Below are 19,560 nucleotides of genomic sequence, written 5' to 3'. Positions count from 1 at the left end.
CGATGGCTGGAGCAGGCGGCAGTGTCCGTCCTGGGCATGGCACGGGCAAGCCGCGATGAGGGGCTTCGACCAAAGCCGCATGCCCGCGACCTTGACTGCCGTACAGCGGCGGCCGAGGATGCGGTGTGTACCCATCCATCGACAGGCACGCAAGCAGGAGTTCTCAATGAACGTCGATATCTCCCGCCGCAGCTTCCTGAAGCTGACAGGCACGGGGGCGGCGGCGACCACCCTGGGGGCCATGGGCTTCGGTACGGCCGAAGCCGCCACCGCCGCCCACGTCCGCGCCTTCAAGCTCGCCACCACCACCGAAACCCGCAACATCTGCACCTATTGTTCGGTGGCCTGCGGAATCATCATGTATTCCCGCGGCGACCTGGCCGCCGGTGAGAAGGCCGAGCTCCTGCACATCGAAGGCGACGCCGACCACCCGACCAACCGCGGGACGCTCTGTCCCAAGGGCTCGGCGCTGAAGGACTACGTCAAGGCGACGACGCGCCTGACCCGTCCGCGCATCCGCCGCCCGGGTTCGGACCGCTTCGAGGACATTTCCTGGGACGAGGCGCTCGACCGGATCGCGCGCGCCGTCAAGGACGACCGCGACGCCAACCTCATCGAGAAAAACGAAGCCGGGACCACGGTCAACCGCTGGACCACCACCGGCTATCTCGCCGCATCGGCGACCACCAACGAGACCGCATGGCTGACCTACAAGACCGTGCGCTCGATGGGAATCGTCGGATTCGACAACCAAGCGAGGGTTTGACACGGCCCCACGGTGTCCAGTCTGGGCCCGACGTTTGGCCGTGGTGCGATGACCAACTCCTGGACGGACATCGCCAATACCGACCTCGTAATCATCATGGGCGGCAACGCAGCCGAGGCCCATCCCTGCGGTTTCAAATGGGTGACCGAAGCCAAGCACCATCGCGGTGCCAAGCTGATCGTGGTCGACCCGCGCTTCAACCGCTCCGCCGCGGTCTCGGACTACTATGCCCCGATCCGCCCGGGTTCGGACATCGCCTTCCTGATGGGCGTGATCCGCTGGTGCATCGAGAACGACAAGGTCCAGTGGGACTACGTGCGCCACTACACCAACGCCTCCTACCTGGTGCGCGACGACTTCGGCTGGCAGGACGGCCTGTTCAGCGGCTATGACGAGGAAAGCCGCAGCTACGACCAGGAAAGCTGGGAGTACCAGATGGGTGAAGACGGCTATGTCCGCGTCGATCCCACCCTGGAGAACCCCCGCTGCGTGTGGAACCTGCTCAGGCAGCACGTGGACGTCTACACGCCCGAGTTCGTCGAAAACACCTGCGGCACGCCGAAGGACCGCTTCCTGAAGATCTGCGAAATGATCGGGGAGACCTCGGCCCGGGACAAGGTGATGACCTCGATGTATGCGCTCGGCTGGACCCAGCATTCCAAGGGCGCGCAGAACATCCGTGGCATGGCCATGCTGCAGCTGCTGCTGGGAAACATCGGCATGCCCGGCGGCGGCATGAACGCGCTGCGTGGCCACTCGAACATCCAGGGCCTGACCGACATCGGCCTGATGTCCAATCTGATCCCCGGCTACCTGGCGATCCCGAAGGAGAGCGAGCCCGACTTCGAAACCTACATGGCGAGCCGCGCCAACAAGCCCTCGCGCCCCAACCAGATGAGCTACTGGCAGAACTACCGGAAGTTCATGGTCAGCTTCATGAAGTCGATGTGGGGCGACAAGGCGACCGCGGAGAACGGCTGGGGCTACGACTGGCTTCCCAAGCTCGACGTGCCCGAATACGACGCGATGCGCATGTTCGACATGGCGAACAACGGCAACATCAACATCTACTTCTTCCAGGGCTTCAACCCGCTGATGGCGTTCCCCAACCGCCGGAAGCTGACGGAAGCCTTCTCGAAGGTGAAGCTGATCGTCGTCATGGACCCGCTGGAGACCGAGACCGCGTCCTTCTGGGAGAACCACGGCATCTACAACGACGTGGATCCTGCGTCGATCCAGACCGAAGTGCTGGAGCTGCCGACCACCTGTTTCGCCGAGGACGAGGGCGCGACGGTGAGTTCGGGGCGGGTACTGCAGTGGCACTGGGCCGGCGTGACGCCGCCCGGCGACGCGAAGACCGATATCTGGATCATGTCCAACATCTTCCTGCGCGTGCGCAAGCTGTACCAGGAGGAAGGGGGCGTGTGCCCCGAGCCCATCCTCAACCTGACCTGGGACTACGCCGACCCGCTGCATCCCACGTCCGCCGAACTGGCCATGGAGCTCAACGGCCGCGCCCTGGAGGACCTGCGTGATCCGTCCGACGCATCGAAGGTAGTGGTGGCCAGGGGCGAGCAGCTGTCCAGCTTCGGGCAGATGCGCGACGACGGCTCGACCAACGGTGCCTGCTGGATCTACACGGGCTGCTTCACTCCGGCCGGCAACATGATGGCGCGCCGCGACAACAGCGACCCGGGCGGCATGGGCGTGTTCCAGAACTGGGCGTTCGCCTGGCCGGCCAACCGCCGCGTGCTCTACAACCGTGCCTCCTGCGACCTGGAGGGCAAGCCCTGGGATCCTTCGCGGATGCTCGTGGAATGGGACGGCAAGGGCTGGGTGGGCAACGACGTGCCCGACATCGCGCTCAACGCGAAGCCCGGCGACGTGGGTCCGTTCATCATGAACCCTGAAGGCGTCAGCCGCTTCTTCTCCCGCAAGCTGATGCGCGACGGTCCCTTCCCAACGCACATGGAGCCGTTCGAAAGCCCGATCGAGAATCCGCTCAACCGCAGGATGCGGGGCAACCCGGTCGCGCGCATCTTCGCCGACGACCTTGCCGGCCTCGGCAGCAGCGACGAGTTCCCATGCGTGGCCACCTCGTACCGGCTGACCGAGCACTTCCATTACTGGACCAAGCACAACCGCGTCAACGCGGTGAACCAGCCGGAGTTCTTCGTCGAAATCAGCGAGGAGCTCGCGGCCGAGCGCGGCATCAGCCGTGGCGACCGCGTGCGCGTGTGGTCGTCGCGCAACCAGATCTGGGCCAAGGCGGTGGTCACCAAGCGCATCCGGCCGCTGGTCTGCGACGGCAAGACCGTGCACGTGGTCGGAATCCCCATTCACTGGGGCTTCAAGGGCGCGGCGCGCAAGGGCTTCGGCCCCAATTCGCTGGGTCCGTTTGTTGGTGACGCCAACATCAACACGCCGGAGTTCAAGGCCTTCCTGGTCAACATCGAACGCGCGGCGGAGCAGGAGGTGCCGGCATGAGCAACCAACGCGCCCCCCAACCGACGACGGCGGCGGCCAATCCGCCGGTGCAGCCGCTGGCCTCGAACCTGCTGCCCGGCGACGTGGTCAGGGCCTCGGCCACCGCGCACGTGCCGCAGCCCGAGCGCCAGCTCACGAAGGTCGCCAAGCTGATCGACGTGTCCAAGTGCATCGGCTGCAAGGCCTGCCAGACCGCCTGCGTCGAGTGGAACGACACCCAGCCGGACATCGAAGAGAACGTCGGCGTCTACGAGAACCCGCACGACCTGACGCCGGACATGTACACGCTGATGCGCTTCAGCGAGTACGAGAACCCGGACACCGGCGACCTGGAGTGGCTGATCCGCAAGGACGGCTGCATGCACTGCGAGGATCCCGGTTGCCTGAAGGCCTGCCCGGCGCCGGGCGCGATCGTGCAGTACTCCAACGGCATCGTCGATTTCATTTCCGACAACTGCATCGGCTGCGGCTACTGCGTGGCCGGCTGTCCCTTCGACATCCCGCGGATCTCGAAGAAGACGCACGTCAGCAAGAAGTGCACCCTGTGCTCGGACCGCGTCGCGGTCGGGCAGGGGCCGGCCTGCGCCAAGGTCTGCCCGACCCAGTGCATCACCTTCGGCCCCAAGGAGGAGATGGTCGCGCTGGCCGAGGAGCGGATCACCGACCTCAAGTCGCGTGGCTACGACCAGGCCGGGCTCTACGATCCCCAGGGCGTCGGCGGCACCCACGTGATGTATGTGCTCCACCATGCCGACAAGCCGTCGCTCTACGCCGGCCTGCCGGACGACCCGAAGATCTCGCCGACGGTCGAGGCCTGGAAGGGCCCGGCGAAGGTCGTCGGCCTGGCCGCGGCGGGCGTCGCGCTCGCCGGTGCGGCGCTGCACGGGCTGTTCGCACGTGCGAACCGGGTCAGCGAGGAGGAAGAGCGCGAGGCGCAGGCGCTGGTCGAAGGCCACGGCGTCGATGCCGATGAAGGGGAGGGCGGCCGCCATGACTGAGTCCCGCGTCCATTCCGCGCCCGGCGACCACATCGTCTCGACCCGGCCGGTGGTGGTCAGCCGCTATCGCGGCTTCACCCGCGTCAACCACTGGATCACCGCGGCCTGCATGATCGTGCTGCTGCTGTCCGGCTTCGCCTTCTTCCACCCTTCGCTGTACGGACTCACCGTGCTGTTCGGGGGTGGCCAGACCGCGCGCTGGCTGCATCCCATCGTCGGCCTGGTGCTGGTGCTGAGCTTCTTCGGCCTGTTCGTGCAGATGTGGCGGCTTAACCTGCCACGACGCGAGGACGCCGAGTGGAGCAGGAAGATCGGCGACCTGATCCAGGGCAACGAGGAGAACCTGCCGGAGCTGGGCAAGTACAACCTCGGCCAGAAGCTGGTGTTCTGGGGCATGGCCGGGCTGATCCTGGTGCTGGTCGTCACCGGCGTGATGATCTGGGAGGAGTACTTCCCCGGCCTGGTGTCGATCCCGGTGCGGCGGGTCGCGCTGGCGGTGCACGCCATCGCCGCCGTGCTCACGGTGCTGGTCTTCATCCTGCACGTCTATGCCGCCATCTGGACCCGCGGCACCCTGCGCGCGATGACCCGCGGCACGGTCACCGGCGGCTGGGCTTTCCGCCACCATCGCAAGTGGCTGCGCGAGCTGGCCGCCCGCGACGTCGGTCCACGCGAAGGCGCGCCACCGCGGGACATCCGCTGAGCCATGTCCGACGACGAAGCACAAAGCGGGCTGCAGCCCGATCCGTCCGCCATTGGCGGCGTCGCCAAGCCGCCGATGGCGCTGCTGCCCGATCCTGTGATCCTGTTCCAGGGCCGTGCCCGGCGCTTCGCATTCCTTGCGGAGAGCAACGAACTGGCGCCGTACCTGCAGTTCCTGGCGGAGCTGTCGCGGCTGCAGGCCAGGCTCGCCGCGACGCTGCCGCCGGTTGAAGCGGTACAGGCGGAGTCCGTGGCGCGTGCGGCACAGTCGAGGATGCCGCCGATCGATCGTCGCGCCCTGGCCGCCGATGACGCCCTGGCCGCAACCCTGCAGGCACTGCTCGACGGGGCCGTCGGGCTGGAGATGCCCGACGCCGCCCGGGTCGCGCTGGACGCCGTGCGCTCCGCGGGCACCGGCGACCGGCGCTGGCTGCTCGGCAACGTGCTGGCCGACGACATTCCCGCCGACAGCAGCGCGCCACACCTGTTCACAGCGGCGGCGGTGCAGGTGCATCTCGCTCGGCTTGCCGCCGGGCTCGATGCCGAGTCGCTGGTACCGGTCGCGACGGGTGTCTGCCCGGTCTGCGGCGGCCGCCCCGTGACGTCTTCCGTGCTCGGGCTGAAGGACATCGAGAACGTGCGCTACGCCTGCTGTGCCGGCTGCGCCACGCAGTGGAACGAAGTGCGGGTGAAGTGCCTGTGCTGCGGTTCGACCAAGGGCCTCAGCTACCGCTCGGTCGACACCGTCGATGCCACGGTGAAGGCCGAGAACTGCGGCGAATGCGGGGCCTGGGTGAAGATCCTCTACCACGTGAAGAATCCCAGCCTGGACCCGGTCGCCGACGACGTCGGCAGCCTGGGCCTGGACATCCTGATGCGCGACGCCGGCGTGCGCCGCGGCGGATTGAACCCCTTCCTCGTCGGCTACTGAGCCAGCGCCCGGCCTGCATCGGTCAGGTGGACCAGGGTGCGCGTCCCGTCCTCGACGGTGCGCACCCAGCCCGGCCCCCGGTGCCCGCCGATCGCGTCCCCGCCGATCCAGGCCAGGGTCCGCATCAGCACGCTCATGCGCAGCCGCAGGCGCTTGCACAGGCGCGCGGTCGACACCCCGTCGGGATGGGCCGCCAGTTCGGCCAGCAGCGCCTGCAGCAGCGCGCGGTCGATCGGCAGGTCGTGCAGCGCGTGCTCCGCTTCGCCACTCATCCGGCCACCAACCGTCGTCCGTGCGCGTACACCGCCTGGCCGTCGTCGCGCGCGAAGCCGACCAGGGTCAGGTTCGCCCGGTCCGCCAGCGAGATCGCCAGCGCGGTGGGTGCCGAGATCGCCGCCATGAAGGGAATGCCCACGCTGGCCGCCTTCATCGCCATCTCGTAGCTGGCGCGGCTGGTGACGACCAGGAAACCGGCCGCCGGATCGTGGCCGGCGGCGTGCATCGCGCCGATCAGCTTGTCGAGCGCGTTGTGCCGGCCCACGTCCTCGCGCACCAGCAGCAGACTGCCATCCGGCGCGGCCCAGCCGGCCGCGTGTGCCGCGCCGGTGGCCGCGGTGATCGCCTGTGCCGCGCGCAGTCCGTCCAGCGCACGCCGCAACGATGTCTCCGTCACCCGTATATCGCCGGAAACCGGCGCGGGGTAGCGCAGCGCCGCCTCCAGCAGCTCGCTGCCGCAGACCCCGCAGCCGCTGCGCCCGCTCATGCTGCGCCGGCGCAGGGCCAGTGCCTCCGCGCGCCCGGCCGGGATCCGCAGGCGGATTTCGATGCCTTCGATGAACTCCTCGATGCGCTCCACCGCCACGTCCGCGGCCTGTTCCACGATGCCTTCGCTGAGCGCGAAGCCGACGGCGAAGTCGTGCAGGTCGGCCGGCGTGGCCATCATCACGGCGAAGGGTTCGTCGTTGTAGACGAAGGCCACCGGCACTTCCTCGGCGACGTGGTCGTCGAGCAGGCTGCGGGTGCCGTGACGCCAGCGTTCGACGGGGCGGAGGACGGCGCCGGAGGTCGGCGCGGCCGGGGAGTCGGATGTGGACATTTCGCTAGGATGGCCGCGCCCGCTCGCAGGGGCAATCGCGAAGAGCACAACTCACGATGTCGGAAAACACACAAAGAAAAGGCCGTAAATACTTGTTTATACAAGATATTTACGGCCTGTTTCAGGTGGTGGAGGTGGGCGGAATCGAACCGCCGTCCGAAGGAGCTCCATCCCCGGCACTACATGCTTAGCCCACCGTTGGTTCTCGTTCCCCGGCAGCACGGTGTGCGAAGCGCACCAGGAAACCAGCCTGTGAGTTCAACCGTGGCAGACAGGCGGCCACCACGGCTGGTTCCCGTGATAATGACCCTACATCCACGAGCACGGGCACAAGTGGGTTCGGGGCTTACGCCTTAAGCGGCGAGAGCGTAGTTGTCGTCGTTGGCAACTAGATGTTTGCCGCTGGATTTACGAGGAAAGCTGCCCCCTCGGCATGCGCCAGGCGATTTCGCGACCCCCGTCGAAGCCAGTGCACCCCCGTGATCCGGGAACATGGCGCCTGCCGGGTGGCAGTGAATGCGCGTTGACCCCTGCAGTATAGGGGCGGCGAGCCCCCCTGCAAGGCATCGGGCGTTCGGCGGGCGCAAGAGGTTCAGCCTGGCCGGCATGCTCCAGGCTGCACACCCGTAGAAGGTATGCTCGACGCCCATGGCCAAGCCCCACGACATGCCCCCGGGCGAACCCATGCCGGCCCGCCAGGGCTACCTGCTGGCGGTCCTGGTGCTGGTCGCATCGTTGATCCTGGTGGCGGTGTATGCGACCGGCGCGGGTACGCGCGAGCGCGCCCTGGCCGAGGCGCGGCTGGCGGCGGAGGCCGAGCAGATCGTCGCCCGCCTGCGCCAGCAACTGCTCACCTATGAGCTGATCACCCGCGGGGGTGTTTCCCTGCTGGCCGCCATCGACCGTCCCAGCGCGCGCCAGTGGCGCAACTATGCCGATGGCCTGGAGCTGTCGCGGCGGTTCCCGGCGATGCTGGGCCTTTGCTACGCGGCGCAGATGTCGCCGGCGCAGCTGCAGGAATTCCAGCTCGAAGAGCGCGATGCCACGCGCACCCTGTTCAGCGTCGATCCGCCCGGTGCCCGCCCGCGCTACGGGCCGATCGTGCTGCTTGAACCGCAGACCCTGGCCAACGTCGAGGCGAAAGGCTTCGACATGTTGACCGAACCGGTGCAGGCAGCAGCCATGGAGGCCGCGCGCGCCAGCGCCAGCGCGCGCATCACCGCGCCGCTGACTTCGGTGCAGGACGGCGCTGGAGCGGGACTGGTGATCTATGCCCCGGTGTACCGGAACGGGATCGTGCCGACCAACCCGCAGGTGCGCGACGCGGCGCTGGCCGGCTGGGTGTGCGCGCCGTTCCGCATCGACATGTTCGTTGCCGCAGCGGTGCCGTCTGATCGCGAAGGGCTGTCGCTGCGCATCGTCGACATCGGCGAAGGCGACGATGCGACCGACGACCAGCCGGTGTTCCCGACGGGAGAGGGCGGCTTCCCGGACGAGCGCGTCTCAGGCGTCCGCCACAGCGTGGTCGAGCAGGTCTACGGCCGACGCTGGCGGCTGGACTTCCACCAGGCCGATACCGGTGGCGGCGCCGGCCTGCTGGGGCCGACCGGCACGATCCTGGTGGGGGTGCTGGCCTCGCTGCTGCTGTTCGCGCTGGCGATGATCCTGGCCCGCACCCAGTCGCGGGCCCAGCGCATCGCAGCCCGGATGACTGATTCCTTCCGGCGCAGCGAGCTGCGCTTCCGCAACGCGATCCGCTTTTCGGCGATCGGCAAGGCGCTGCTCGACCACGATGGGCGCATCATCGACGCCAACCTGTCGCTTGCCGACATCCTGCGCTCCTCGCCCGAGGAGCTGATGGGGCAGCGCCTGGATGCCCTGTTCAGTAGCGTCGACTCCGAGGCCGAAAGCCGGGTCCGCGAGGCCTCGGCCGGCGTGTATCGCGTCACCCGTGAACTCCGCCGCGACGATGGTGATCTCCGCCACCTGCAACTGACCTTTGCCCAGGTGCCGGGCGACGAGGACCAGGACTTCGCCAGCCTGGTCCAGGTCGAGGACATCACCGGTCGACTGCGCGCGGAAGCCCAGGTGCTGGCGCTCAATCGCACCCTCGAGGCCCGGGTGGCCCATCGCACGCGCGAGCTCACGCGTGCGAACGAAGAGCTGGAGTCCTTCGCCTACACCATCTCCCACGACCTGCGGGCGCCGCTGCGTGCGATCGACGGCTTCAGCCGCATGGTCGCCGAGCGCCACGCCGCCGCCTTCGATGATGTGGGCCAGGGCTACCTGGCGCGGGTGCGGGCGGCCACCGCGCGCATGGGTGAGCTGATCGACGCGATCCTGAAGATGTCGCGCGTCTCGCGCACCGAACTGCGGCGGGAGCCGCTGGACCTGTCTGCGATGGTGGCGGACATCGTCGCCGAGCTTGCCCAGGGCGAGCCGGAGCGCCGCGTCGATGTCACGATCGAGCCGGGGCTGCGTGCGTCCGGCGACAGCGCGCTGGTGCGCAACCTGCTCGGCAATCTGATCGGCAACGCCTGGAAGTTCACCCGCGACAGCGATCCGGCCCGGATCGGCTTCAGCCGTGTGCACGAGGGAGACGAGGAGTGGTTCGAGATCGCCGACAACGGCATCGGCTTCGACCAGGCCTATGCGAACAAGCTGTTCCGACCTTTCCAGCGCCTGCACGCTGCCGCCGAGTTCGCCGGCGAGGGGGTGGGCCTGGCTTCGGTGAAACGCATCATCGAGCGCCACGGCGGGACGATCATCGGCCGGGGCCGGCCGGGTGAGGGCGCGAGCTTCAGATTCACGCTGCCCGACGAGCCCGGTTGAACGGCGGCCTCGAGCCGCCGCTCAGGCTTCGCGGTTGTGCTGCCGCATCAGCCTCTGCTTGTCGCGCTGCCAGTCGCGGTCCTTGGCCGCATCGCGCTTGTCGTGCGCCTGCTTGCCCTTGGCCAGGGCCAGTTCGGCCTTGACCTTGTTGCCCTTCCAGTAGAGCGCGGTGGGCACGACGGTGTAGCCGTCGCGCTGCACCAGGCCGACCAGCTTGTCGATCTCGTGGCGGTGCAGCAGCAGCTTGCGGGTGCGCCGCTCCTCGGCGACGACGTGGCTGGAGGCCTGGATCAGCGGGGTGATCTGGGCGCCGAACAGGAACAGTTCGCCGCCGCGCACGACGGCGTAGCTCTCGCCGATGTTGGCGCGGCCGGCACGGATCGACTTCAGCTCCCAGCCCTGCAGGGTCAGGCCGGCCTCGTAGCGGTCGCCGAGCTGGTATTCGTGGCGCGCGCGCTTGTTGAGCGCGATCGTGCCCCCGGCCTTGGCCTTTCCCTTATCCTTTGCGTTCTTGCCCATCGCGCCATTCTCCCACACCGCCCATGCCCACGATCACCCGGTCCGCACTGGTCGAGCATTCCGCCGCGCGGATGTTCTCGCTAGTCAACGACGTCGCCGCCTACCCGCGGCGCTTCGCCTGGTGCAGCGGCGCGGAGGTGATCGAGTCCGATGACAGCCGCATGCTCGCCAGGCTCGAACTCGGCATCGGCGGGGTCAGCACCTGGTTCACCACCGAGAACCGGCTCTCGCCGCCGCACCACATCGACATGGAGTTGCGCGATGGGCCGTTCCGCAAGCTGCAGGGGCGCTGGGAGTTCCATGCCCTGGACGAATCGGCCTGCAAGGTGACCCTGGCCCTGGACTTCGAGCCGCGCAGCCGGCTGCTGGTACCGGCGATGAAGCTGGGGCTGCAGGGCCTGGCCGACCGCATGGTCGATGACTTCGTGCGCGTTGCCGATACGGCCGACAAGGCGGACTGAAGCCGTGCGCGTGGAGGTGGTGCTGGCGCTGCCGCGCGACCACCGGACGGTGGTGGTGGAGCTGGCCGGCACGGCGACGGTGGCCGACGCGGTCGCCGCCAGCGGCCTGCCGCTGCAGGGCATCGACGGCTACGCCGTGTTCGGGGTGCGTGCGTCCGAAGCCGCGGCGCTGCGTGATGGCGACCGGGTGGAACTGCTGCGCCCGCTGCAGCTGGATCCGAAGGAGGCGCGCCGGCGCCGGGCCGCGCGCGCGTCGCGCTGAGCTGGGGCTCAGCGACGCTGGCGCTGGTTCGAGGGACGCGCCAGGTTGGGACCGAACTGCTTGCGGACGTTGCCGATCAGTTCCTTGTTGCGCTCGGGGAAGTAGTCGCCTTCCCAGCGCGCCAGCGAATCGCCTTCGAAGTGCAGCACCAGGTTGTGCACCGTGGTCTTGCCGACGCGACCCACGCGCTCGGTGGCCGTGTAGTCCCAGCGGTCGTGGTGGAAGGGATCCTGGATCGAAGGCGTGCCGAGCAGGGCGGAGACCTGCTGGCGGTTCATCCCCACCTGCAGCTGTTCCACGTTGGCCGGATTGACCAGGTTGCCCTGGTAGACGGGTTGCCGGTAGACGATGCCGCAGCCGGTGGCGAGGCAGGCGACGAGGGCGGTAACGATCAGCTTGTGCATCTGTGGCCAGGTCGGGACGGTCATGTCGCGATGATACACTCGCCGGGCCGCCGCAACCGCTCGAAGGCCGCTGGCGCCCCAACCGCCAATGAACGGAACACGCATGGAAACCAACGATCTGCGCAAGGCGGGCCTGAAGGTCACCCATCCCCGCATGCGCATCCTTCAGCTGCTGGAACAGAAGACCGCCCAGCACCACATGACGGCAGAGGACATCTACCGCCAGCTGCTGGAGGGCGGGGACGAGATCGGCTTGGCCACGGTCTACCGGGTGCTGACCCAGTTCGAGGCCGCCGGCCTGGTGCTCAAGCACAACTTCGAGGGCGGTACCGCCGTCTACGAGATCGACCGCGGCGGCCACCACGACCACATGGTCGACGTCGACACCGGCAAGATCGTCGAGTTCGAGAGCCCGGAGATCGAGGCGCTGCAGCACCAGATCGCCGAGAAGCACGGCTACATCCTGGAAGAGCACTCGCTGGTGCTCTACGTGCGCAAGAAGCGCTGAAGGAAGGAGTGAAGCCGCGCCCGGGCGCCGGGCTCAGGCCGCCGGCGCCTCGTCGGCCTCGCGCAGCAGCCGCTTCGCCGCCGCCCGTGCCTCGCGGCTGACCTCGATCCCGCCCAGCATCCGCGCCAGTTCCTCTTGGCGCCCGGCATCGTCGAGCAGGCGCACCGCGCTCTGGGTCATGCCCTCGCTCTCGGCCTTGCTGACCCGGTAGTGGGCGTGGCCCTGGGCCGCGACCTGGGGCAGGTGGGTCACGCACAGCACCTGCCGGCGGCTGCCAAGGTCGCGCAGCTTGCGGCCGACGATGCCGGCGACGTTGCCGCCGATGCCCGAGTCGACTTCGTCGAAGACCATGGTCTGGACCGCGTCCAGGCCCAGTGCGGCGACCTCGATCGCCAGCGAGATGCGCGACAGCTCGCCGCCCGAGGCCACCTTGCGCAGCGGCCGCGGTGGCTGGCCGGCGTTGGCGGTGACCAGGAACTCGGTGCGCTCGGCGCCCTGGGCGTCCGGGGCATCGCCGGTGGTGGGTTCCAGCGCCACTTCGAAGCGGCCGCCGCCCATGCCCAGCTCGGCGATCAGGGCCGTGGTGGCCTGGCCCAGGGCCTTGGCCGCCTTGCCGCGGGCCTTGCCCAGGCGGGCGGCGGCGCTGCGCCAGGCGGTGGCCGCGGCCTCGATCTCGCCGTCCAGGCCCTCCAGGCGCTTTGCCGAGGTGGCCAGGGTCTCCAGTTCCAGCGCCATCGCGTCGCGATGCGCCGCCAGTTCGTCCAGCGGCACGCGGTGCTTGCGCGACAGTTCGTGCAGGCGCGACAGGCGGGCGTCGTGCGCCTGCATCTGCTCGGGATCGATGTCGAGGTCGGCGCGGATGCGGTCGAGCAGGACCGCGGCCTCGTCCAGCTGGATGGCGGCGCCCTCCAGCAGGGAGTCGACTTCGCCCAGTCGCGGCTCGTGCGCCTGCATCCGTGCGAGCTGGCTGCGCAACTGCTGGACGGCTGCGGGCAGGGCATCGCCATCGCCGCCCAGGCGTTCGAGCGCGGCGTCGCAGGCCTCGACCAGCTCGGCGCCGTGGGCCTGGCGGCGGTGCGCGGCCACCAGCTCGGTAATGGCATCCGGCTCCAGAGCCTCGCGCTCCAGCTCGCCCAGCTGATGACCGAGGAAATCGATGCGGTCGGAGACGTCGCCGGCGGCGTTGAGGCGGTCGCGCTCGCGCAGCAGCGAGGACCAGGCGCGGGCGGCTTCGCCCACTGCGGCAAGCTCGGCCTCGTGCCGGCCGAAGGCATCGAGCAGGGCCAGCTGGCTGCCGCGTGACAGCAGCGCCTGGTGCTCGTGCTGGCCGTGGATCTCGACCAGCAGCGCGGCCAGCGCGCCCAACTGCGACAGGGTGGCCGGGCGGCCGTTGATCCAGGCCCGCGAGCCGCCGTCGGCGCGCAGGGTGCGGCGCAGCTGGCAGGCCTGGCCGTCGTCGAACTCCTGCTCGCGCAGCCAGTCCAGGGCCGCGGGGGAGTCGTCGAGCGCGAACTCGGCGTCGAGTTCGGCGCGCTGGGCGCCGTGGCGGACCATGCCGCTGTCCGCGCGCAGCCCGGACAGGAAGCCCAGGGCATCGACGATCAGCGACTTGCCGGCACCGGTTTCGCCCGAAACCACGGTGAGCCCCGGCCCGAACTCGAGTTCGGTGGCGGAGACGACGGCGAAATCCTTGATCGACAGGCGCTTCAACATGGCGTGCGAATTGTGCCGCGGTGGCGCGCAGCCTGCCATCGGCGATTCTCGCCGCTTGCGACGGGCGGCGCGCGGACGTATACCCGCGGCATGTCCCGACGCCGCACCGATCCGCTCGACGCCCGTGCCCGCCAGCTGCTGCGCACTCTGGTCGCCCGCCACATCCGCGACGGCGAGCCGGTGGGATCGCAGACCCTGGCCCGCCACGCCGGCCTCGACGTCAGTCCGGCGACGATCCGCAACATCCTGTCCGACCTGGAGGAAGTGGGCCTGCTGGCGGCCCCGCACACCTCGGCCGGCCGCGTCCCCACCGCGCGCGGCTACCGGGTGTTCGTGGACTCGCTGCTGCAGCTCAGCCCGCTGGGCGAGGGCGAGTTCGAGAACCTGCGTGGCGGCCTGGCGACCGGCGGCGGAACCCAGTCGCTGCTGGGCAGCGCCTCGGAGCTGGTGTCGGCGATGACCCGTTTCGTGGGCGTGGTCAGCGTGCCGGGGCGCGAGCAGTTCGCCTTCCGCCAGATCGACTTCCTGCCGCTGGACGGGCAGCGGGTGATGGCGATCGTGGTCTTCGCCGACAACGAGGTCCAGAACCGCATCGTCCAGACCCGGCGCGCCTACGATTCCGCCGAGCTGGAGCGGGTGGCCAACTACCTCAATGCCCATTTCGCCGGTCAGCCGCTGGCGGGCATCCGAGCCACCCTGCTGCGCGAGCTCAGGAACGCCCGCAGCGAGATGGAAGGCCTGCTGCGCGCCACCACCGAGATCACCGAACAGGTGCTGGTCCCTGGCGGCGAGGACATGGTCGTGGCCGGCCAGGCCCGCCTGCTGGGCCTGCAGGACCTGTCGGACCTGGACCGCCTGCGCGAGCTGTTCGAGGCCTTTTCAGAGAAGCGCGAGATCCTGCAGCTGCTCGAGCGCACAGTGAAGGCCCAGGGCGTGCGGGTGTTCTTCGGCGAGGAAACCGGGGTCGCGCCGCTGGCCGGGATGTCCCTGGTGACCGCGCCCTACGGCGCCGGCGGCCGGGTGCTGGGCGTGCTGGGCGTGATCGGGCCGACCCGGATGGCCTATGACCGGGTGATCCCGGTGGTGCAGGCCACGGCCGAGGTGCTCGGGGCCGCCTTGAATCCCGACACGGCATCCCCACTGAGTCCGGACCGCGACATTCCGGACCCAAGAGAGCGATGACCACCGACCAGACGCCCGACGCCGCCGCCGAGGCGCCCGTAGAAGACCTTCCCCTGGAAGACGTGATCGAAACCCTCCGCGCCGAGCTGGAACAGGTGCGCGCACAGTCGCTCATCGACCGTGCCGACCTCGAGAACCAGCGCCGTCGGATGGAGCGCGACGTCCAGAACGCCTGCCGCTTCGCCAACAAGCAGATCCTGGGCGACCTGCTGCCGGTGTTCGACAGCCTGGACGCGGCACTCGCCGTCGCCGGCGAGTCCGGCCCCCTGCGCGAGGGCATCGAGCTGACCCTGCGCGAGCTGCGCCGGGTGACGGCGAACCAGGGCCTGCTCCAGATCGCTCCCGCCGCCGGCGATGCCTTCGACCCCGAGTCCCACCAGGCGATGAGCGTGGTCGAGGCCGAGGGCGTGGCCCCGGGCGCCGTGGCCCAGGTGTTCCAGAAGGGCTACCGGCTCAACGAGCAGCTGCTGCGCCCGGCGATGGTCGCCGTGGCGAAGGCGGACTGAATCCGCGGGTCGCGGGCGCTTGAAGGCGCCGCGGCCATCCCCAGATAACAGGCATCGGCGGCGCGACCGCCCCCAAGACACAGTTCCAAGAGGCAGACACCCATGGCAAAGATCATCGGCATCGACCTGGGCACGACCAATTCGTGCGTGGCGATCATGGACGGCGGCAAGGCCCGCGTCATCGAGAACAGCGAAGGCGACCGCACGACCCCGTCCGTCGTCGCCTACACCAAGGACGGCGAAGTGCTGGTCGGTGCATCCGCCAAGCGCCAGGCCGTCACCAACCCGAAGAACACCTTCTATGCGGTGAAGCGCCTGATCGGCCGCAAGTTCACCGATGCCGAGGTCAAGAAGGACCTGGGCCTGGTGCCGTACGCCATCGTCGAGCACGACAACGGCGATGCCTGGGTCGAGACCAGCGAGGGCAAGAAGCTGTCCGCGCAGGAGGTCTCCGCGCGCATCCTCGAAAAGATGAAGAAGACCGCCGAGGACTACCTGGGCGAGAAGGTGACCGAGGCCGTGATCACGGTGCCGGCCTACTTCAACGACTCCCAGCGCCAGGCGACCAAGGACGCCGGTCGCATCGCCGGCCTCGACGTCAAGCGCATCATCAACGAGCCGACCGCGGCCGCGCTGGCCTATGGCCTGGACAAGGACGGCGGCGACCGCAAGATCGCCGTGTACGACCTCGGCGGCGGCACCTTCGACATGTCGATCATCGAGATCGCGGAAGTCGACGGCGAGAAGCAGTTCGAGGTGCTGGCCACCAGCGGCGACACCTTCCTCGGCGGCGAGGACTTCGACAAGCGCGTCATCGACTACCTGGTGGAAGAGTTCCAGAAGGACCAGGGCATCGACCTGCGCAAGGACCCGCTGGCCCTGCAGCGCCTGAAGGACGCGGCCGAGCGCGCCAAGATCGAGCTGTCCAGCGCCCAGCAGACCGAAGTGAACCTGCCGTACGTGACCGCCGACGCCTCGGGCCCGAAGCACCTCAACATCAAGCTGACCCGGGCCAAGCTCGAGGCACTGGTGGAGGACCTGGTCAAGAAGACCATCGAGCCCTGCCGCACCGCGCTCAACGACGCCGGCCTGCGCGCCAGCGACGTCAACGAGGTGATCCTGGTCGGCGGCCAGACCCGCATGCCCAAGGTCCAGCAGGCCGTGGCCGAGTTCTTCGGCAAGGAGCCGCGCAAGGACGTGAACCCGGACGAGGCGGTCGCCATCGGCGCCGCGGTGCAGGGCGGCGTGCTGGCCGGCGACGTCAAGGACGTGCTGCTGCTGGACGTGACCCCGCTGAGCCTGGGCATCGAGACCCTGGGCGGCGTGTTCACCAAGATCATCGAGAAGAACACCACCATTCCGACCAAGGCCTCGCAGACCTTCTCCACCGCCGAGGACAACCAGTCCGCGGTGACGGTGCACGTGCTGCAGGGCGAGCGCGAGCAGGCCCGCTACAACAAGTCGCTGGCCAAGTTCGACCTGTCGGGCATCGATCCGGCGCCGCGCGGCATGCCGCAGGTGGAGGTGTCGTTCGACATCGACGCCAACGGCATCGTCCACGTCACCGCCAAGGACAAGAAGACCGGCAAGGAGCAGAAGGTCGAGATCAAGGCCGGCTCGGGCCTGTCGGACGACGAGATCCAGCGGATGGTCGCCGACGCCGAGGCGCACCGCGACGAGGACCGCAAGTTCCAGGAGCTGGTCGGCGCCCGCAACCAGGCCGATGCCCTGGTCCACGGCACTCGCAGCGCGATCAAGGACAACGGCGACAAGGTCCCCGGCGACGTCATCGGTCGCGTCGAGGCCGCCATCGCCGAGGTCGAGACCGCGATGAAGGGCGATGACAAGGGCCAGATCGAGGCCAAGACCAAGGCGCTCGAGGAGACCGCGCAGGCGCTGTTCGCGGCGGCCGCGGCCGCGGGCCAGGGCGGTGGCGATGCCGGCGACGCGGGCCAGGCCGATGCCGGCCAGGCCGACGACGTGGTCGACGCCGAGTTCACCGAGGTCAAGGACGAAGACAAGAAGGCCTGACCGCCCGCAGTCTCCGCGGCGGGAACCGTGGGGCACGCCTCCCGGTTCCCGTCGCGCGTTGCGGACCATGCACCGTCTGGTCCGCCAGGCATCCCGGACCTGATCGATGAGCAAGCGTGACTATTACGAAGTCCTCGGCGTCGGCCGCAACGCCACCGAGGACGAGCTGAAGAAGGCCTATCGCCGCTGCGCGATGAAGCATCACCCCGACCGCAACCCCGGCGATGCCGCCGCGGAAGCTGCGTTCAAGGAATGCAAGGAGGCCTACGAGGTACTGTCCGACGGCGGCAAGCGCCGCATGTACGACCAGCACGGCCATGCCGCCTTCGAGCATGGCATGGGCGGGGGCAACGCCGGCCCGGGCTTCGGCGGCGCCGACATGGGCGACATCTTCGGCGACATCTTCGGCAACATCTTCGGTGGTGGTGGCCCGCGCGGCCCGCGTCGCGGCGCCGACATCGGCTATGTGATGGAGCTCGACCTCGAGGAGGCCGTGGCCGGCGTCGAGCGCCGGATCGAACTGCCGACGCTGGTGGAGTGCGAACCCTGCAAGGGCAGCGGCTCCGAGGACGGCACGCTCGAGACCTGCGACACCTGCCAGGGCCATGGCCAGGTGCGCTTCCAGCGCGGCATCTTCTCGATGCAGCAGCCCTGTCCCTCGTGCCACGGCCGCGGCAAGACTTTCAGGACCCCGTGCCCGGCCTGCCGCGGCAACGGCCGCGTCGAGGAGGAGAAGGTGCTGCAAGTGAAGGTGCCCGCGGGCGTCGACACCGGCGACCGCATCCGCCTGTCCGGTGAGGGCGAGGCCGGTCCCTCCGGCACCCAGCCCGGCGACCTCTACGTCGAGGTCCGCGTGCGCGAGCACGCCATCTTCCAGCGCGACGGCGACGACCTGCACTGCGAGGTGCCGATCCGCATCTCCCAGGCCGCGCTGGGCGACACCGTGCGCGTGCCCACCCTGGGCGGCGAGGCCGAGATCCGCATCCCGGCCGAGACCCAGACCGGCAAGGTCTTCCGGCTGCGCGACAAGGGCGTGAAGTCGGTGCGCAGCCGCGCCCCCGGCGACCTGTACTGCAAGGTGGTGGTGGAGACGCCGGTCAACCTCACCGCCGAGCAGCGCGAGCTCCTGGACAGGTTCGAGGCCACCTTCGTCGGTGACGGCGCGCGCCGCCATTCGCCGAAGTCGAGCACCTTCGTCGACGGCGTGAAGGGGTTCTGGGAGCGGATGACCTCCTGAGGCCGCGCCGCGGACCATGCCCGCCTGCGCCCGGAAGCGCAGGCTCGGGCATCGGGTGGGCACGGACGTGCTTGTGGCCGCGCTGCCGCCTCGCTAGCCTTCCCGGATGGTTGATCCAGTCAGGTTCCTGATCCACGGTGCCAGCGGCCGCATGGGCCAGGCGTTGCTGCGCCTGTGCACCGAGCGTGCGGTGGAATGCATCGTGGTCGCGGCGGTTTCGCGCAAGCCGGTGCAGCGGGTGGTCGATGGCGTACCCCAGTTCGCGGCCAGCGAGCTGGCGGGCGTGCCGGCATTCGACGTGGCCATCGACTTCAGCCTGCCCGAGGGCTTCGATCCGCTGCTGGCCCTGTGCCGGCAGCGTGGCGCGGCCCTCGTCTCGGGCACGACCGGGCTCTCGGACTCCCAGCGCCAGGCCCTCACCGACGCCGCCGCCGATATCCCGGTGCTGTGGGCCGCCAACTTCAGCCTCGGCGTGGCCGTGCTGGAGGAGCTGGTCGAACGCGCCGCCGCGGCCCTGGCCGGCTGGGACTGCGACATCGTCGAGACCCACCACGTACACAAGAAGGACGCGCCCTCGGGCACCGCGCTGGCCCTGGGGACTGCAGTGGGGTGGGGCGGGGCGACGGCGCGCTACGCCAGCCTGCGCGCCGGTGACGTGGTCGGCGAGCACCTGGTCCAGTTCACGGGCATCGGCGAACGCATCGAGCTCGTGCACCGTGCCACCAGCCGCGATGTGTTCGCGCGGGGAGCGCTGCATGCGGCTTCGCGCCTGAAGGGCCGAGAAGCCGGCATATGGCGGCTCCGCGACCTGCTCTGAGCCACCGGGGTTCATCTTTCACGCTGGCGCGTCCGGCCGCGCGCCGGTAACATTCCCGCTCGCCTGAACCACTCGCCTCCGGGCCGGCCAATGCCGGGCCGGCGGTGT

General features: G+C 69.2%; 18 protein-coding genes and 1 other RNA gene. 13 read left to right on the top strand and 6 right to left on the bottom strand.

Features of this window, described 5'->3' with window-relative positions:
* Positions 1-55: 55 nt before the first annotated feature.
* The 4 genes from fdnG to fdhE are packed head-to-tail and all read left to right on the top strand — an operon-like array spanning position 56 to position 5,884.
* The gene (gene fdnG / locus E2170_RS06980; protein ID WP_484496903.1) at positions 56-3,253 is read left to right on the top strand and encodes a formate dehydrogenase-N subunit alpha; all 3,198 of its coding nucleotides are present in this window, start codon (positions 56-58) and stop codon (positions 3,251-3,253) included.
* On the top strand, positions 3,250-4,251 hold the full coding sequence (gene fdxH / locus E2170_RS06975) for a formate dehydrogenase subunit beta (RefSeq protein WP_132999837.1): 1,002 nt from the start codon (positions 3,250-3,252) through the stop codon (positions 4,249-4,251). Before fdnG ends, fdxH begins: the two co-directional genes overlap by 4 nt.
* The gene (locus E2170_RS06970) at positions 4,244-4,954 is read left to right on the top strand and encodes a formate dehydrogenase subunit gamma (protein WP_132999836.1); all 711 of its coding nucleotides are present in this window, start codon (positions 4,244-4,246) and stop codon (positions 4,952-4,954) included. Before fdxH ends, E2170_RS06970 begins: the two co-directional genes overlap by 8 nt.
* Before the next feature lie 3 nt (positions 4,955-4,957).
* Positions 4,958-5,884, top strand: a complete 927-nt coding sequence (fdhE, locus tag E2170_RS06965; RefSeq protein WP_132999835.1) for a formate dehydrogenase accessory protein FdhE — start codon at positions 4,958-4,960, stop codon at positions 5,882-5,884.
* Here the strand turns inward: fdhE and E2170_RS06960 are convergent.
* The 3 genes from E2170_RS06960 to ssrA all read right to left on the bottom strand — a co-directional run bounded on the left by E2170_RS06960 (position 5,878) and on the right by ssrA (position 7,459).
* Positions 5,878-6,156, bottom strand: a complete 279-nt coding sequence (locus tag E2170_RS06960) for a hypothetical protein (RefSeq protein ID WP_243708079.1) — start codon at positions 6,154-6,156, stop codon at positions 5,878-5,880. The two genes, fdhE and E2170_RS06960, sit on opposite strands and share 7 nt — an antisense overlap.
* Positions 6,153-6,980 carry a formate dehydrogenase accessory sulfurtransferase FdhD gene (gene fdhD / locus E2170_RS06955; RefSeq protein ID WP_132999834.1) on the bottom strand — a complete coding sequence of 276 codons (828 nt, stop codon included), beginning with the start codon at positions 6,978-6,980 and terminating at the stop codon, positions 6,153-6,155. Before fdhD ends, E2170_RS06960 begins: the two co-directional genes overlap by 4 nt.
* 126 nt (positions 6,981-7,106) lie before the next feature.
* Positions 7,107-7,459: a transfer-messenger RNA gene (gene ssrA, locus E2170_RS06950) on the bottom strand.
* Positions 7,460-7,628: 169 nt separating this feature from the next.
* Here ssrA and E2170_RS06945 point away from each other — a divergent pair.
* The gene (locus E2170_RS06945) at positions 7,629-9,812 is read left to right on the top strand and encodes a CHASE domain-containing protein (RefSeq protein WP_132999833.1); all 2,184 of its coding nucleotides are present in this window, start codon (positions 7,629-7,631) and stop codon (positions 9,810-9,812) included.
* Positions 9,813-9,833: 21 nt separating this feature from the next.
* Here the strand turns inward: E2170_RS06945 and smpB are convergent, their stop codons facing one another.
* Complete coding sequence (gene smpB, locus E2170_RS06940; RefSeq protein ID WP_132999832.1) at positions 9,834-10,331, bottom strand: SsrA-binding protein SmpB; 498 nt, start codon at positions 10,329-10,331, stop codon at positions 9,834-9,836.
* Between the two features lie 23 nt (positions 10,332-10,354).
* Between smpB and E2170_RS06935 the strand changes: the two genes are divergently transcribed.
* Positions 10,355-10,792 (top strand): type II toxin-antitoxin system RatA family toxin, encoded by a 438-nt coding sequence (locus E2170_RS06935; RefSeq protein WP_132999831.1) that lies wholly within the window; start codon positions 10,355-10,357, stop codon positions 10,790-10,792.
* Entirely contained in the window at positions 10,749-11,054 is a 306-nt protein-coding gene (locus E2170_RS06930) for an RnfH family protein (protein WP_165942183.1), read from the top strand. The genes E2170_RS06935 and E2170_RS06930 overlap by 44 nt, the downstream gene beginning before the upstream one ends.
* Positions 11,055-11,062: 8 nt before the next feature.
* Here the strand turns inward: E2170_RS06930 and E2170_RS06925 are convergent, their stop codons facing one another.
* The gene (locus E2170_RS06925; RefSeq protein WP_133000064.1) at positions 11,063-11,458 is read right to left on the bottom strand and encodes an outer membrane protein assembly factor BamE; all 396 of its coding nucleotides are present in this window, start codon (positions 11,456-11,458) and stop codon (positions 11,063-11,065) included.
* A 103-nt stretch (positions 11,459-11,561) separates the two neighbouring features.
* Between E2170_RS06925 and fur the strand changes: the two genes are divergently transcribed.
* Positions 11,562-11,966 carry a ferric iron uptake transcriptional regulator gene (gene fur / locus E2170_RS06920; protein ID WP_165942182.1) on the top strand — a complete coding sequence of 135 codons (405 nt, stop codon included), beginning with the start codon at positions 11,562-11,564 and terminating at the stop codon, positions 11,964-11,966.
* A gap of 33 nt (positions 11,967-11,999) precedes the next feature.
* On the opposite strand, the gene recN is transcribed toward fur, so the two are convergent.
* Positions 12,000-13,679 (bottom strand): DNA repair protein RecN, encoded by a 1,680-nt coding sequence (recN, locus tag E2170_RS06915; protein ID WP_132999828.1) that lies wholly within the window; start codon positions 13,677-13,679, stop codon positions 12,000-12,002.
* A 90-nt stretch (positions 13,680-13,769) separates the two neighbouring features.
* Between recN and hrcA the strand changes: the two genes are divergently transcribed.
* The 5 genes from hrcA (at position 13,770) to dapB (ending at position 19,452) form a co-directional block, all read left to right on the top strand.
* Positions 13,770-14,861, top strand: a complete 1,092-nt coding sequence (gene hrcA, locus E2170_RS06910) for a heat-inducible transcriptional repressor HrcA (RefSeq protein WP_132999827.1) — start codon at positions 13,770-13,772, stop codon at positions 14,859-14,861.
* Complete coding sequence (grpE, locus tag E2170_RS06905; RefSeq protein WP_132999826.1) at positions 14,858-15,367, top strand: nucleotide exchange factor GrpE; 510 nt, start codon at positions 14,858-14,860, stop codon at positions 15,365-15,367. The genes hrcA and grpE overlap by 4 nt, the downstream gene beginning before the upstream one ends.
* Before the next feature lie 102 nt (positions 15,368-15,469).
* Positions 15,470-17,398, top strand: a complete 1,929-nt coding sequence (dnaK, locus tag E2170_RS06900; protein ID WP_132999825.1) for a molecular chaperone DnaK — start codon at positions 15,470-15,472, stop codon at positions 17,396-17,398.
* Positions 17,399-17,504: 106 nt separating this feature from the next.
* On the top strand, positions 17,505-18,635 hold the full coding sequence (gene dnaJ / locus E2170_RS06895) for a molecular chaperone DnaJ (protein ID WP_132999824.1): 1,131 nt from the start codon (positions 17,505-17,507) through the stop codon (positions 18,633-18,635).
* Positions 18,636-18,741: 106 nt separating this feature from the next.
* On the top strand, positions 18,742-19,452 hold the full coding sequence (gene dapB, locus E2170_RS06890; RefSeq protein ID WP_132999823.1) for a 4-hydroxy-tetrahydrodipicolinate reductase: 711 nt from the start codon (positions 18,742-18,744) through the stop codon (positions 19,450-19,452).
* The last annotated feature ends 108 nt before the right edge of the window (positions 19,453-19,560 follow it).

The organism is Luteimonas arsenica (assembly GCF_004352825.1).
GTDB classification, from domain to species: Bacteria; Pseudomonadota; Gammaproteobacteria; order Xanthomonadales; family Xanthomonadaceae; genus Luteimonas; species Luteimonas arsenica.
This window is presented reverse-complemented; position numbering and strand designations above follow the sequence as displayed.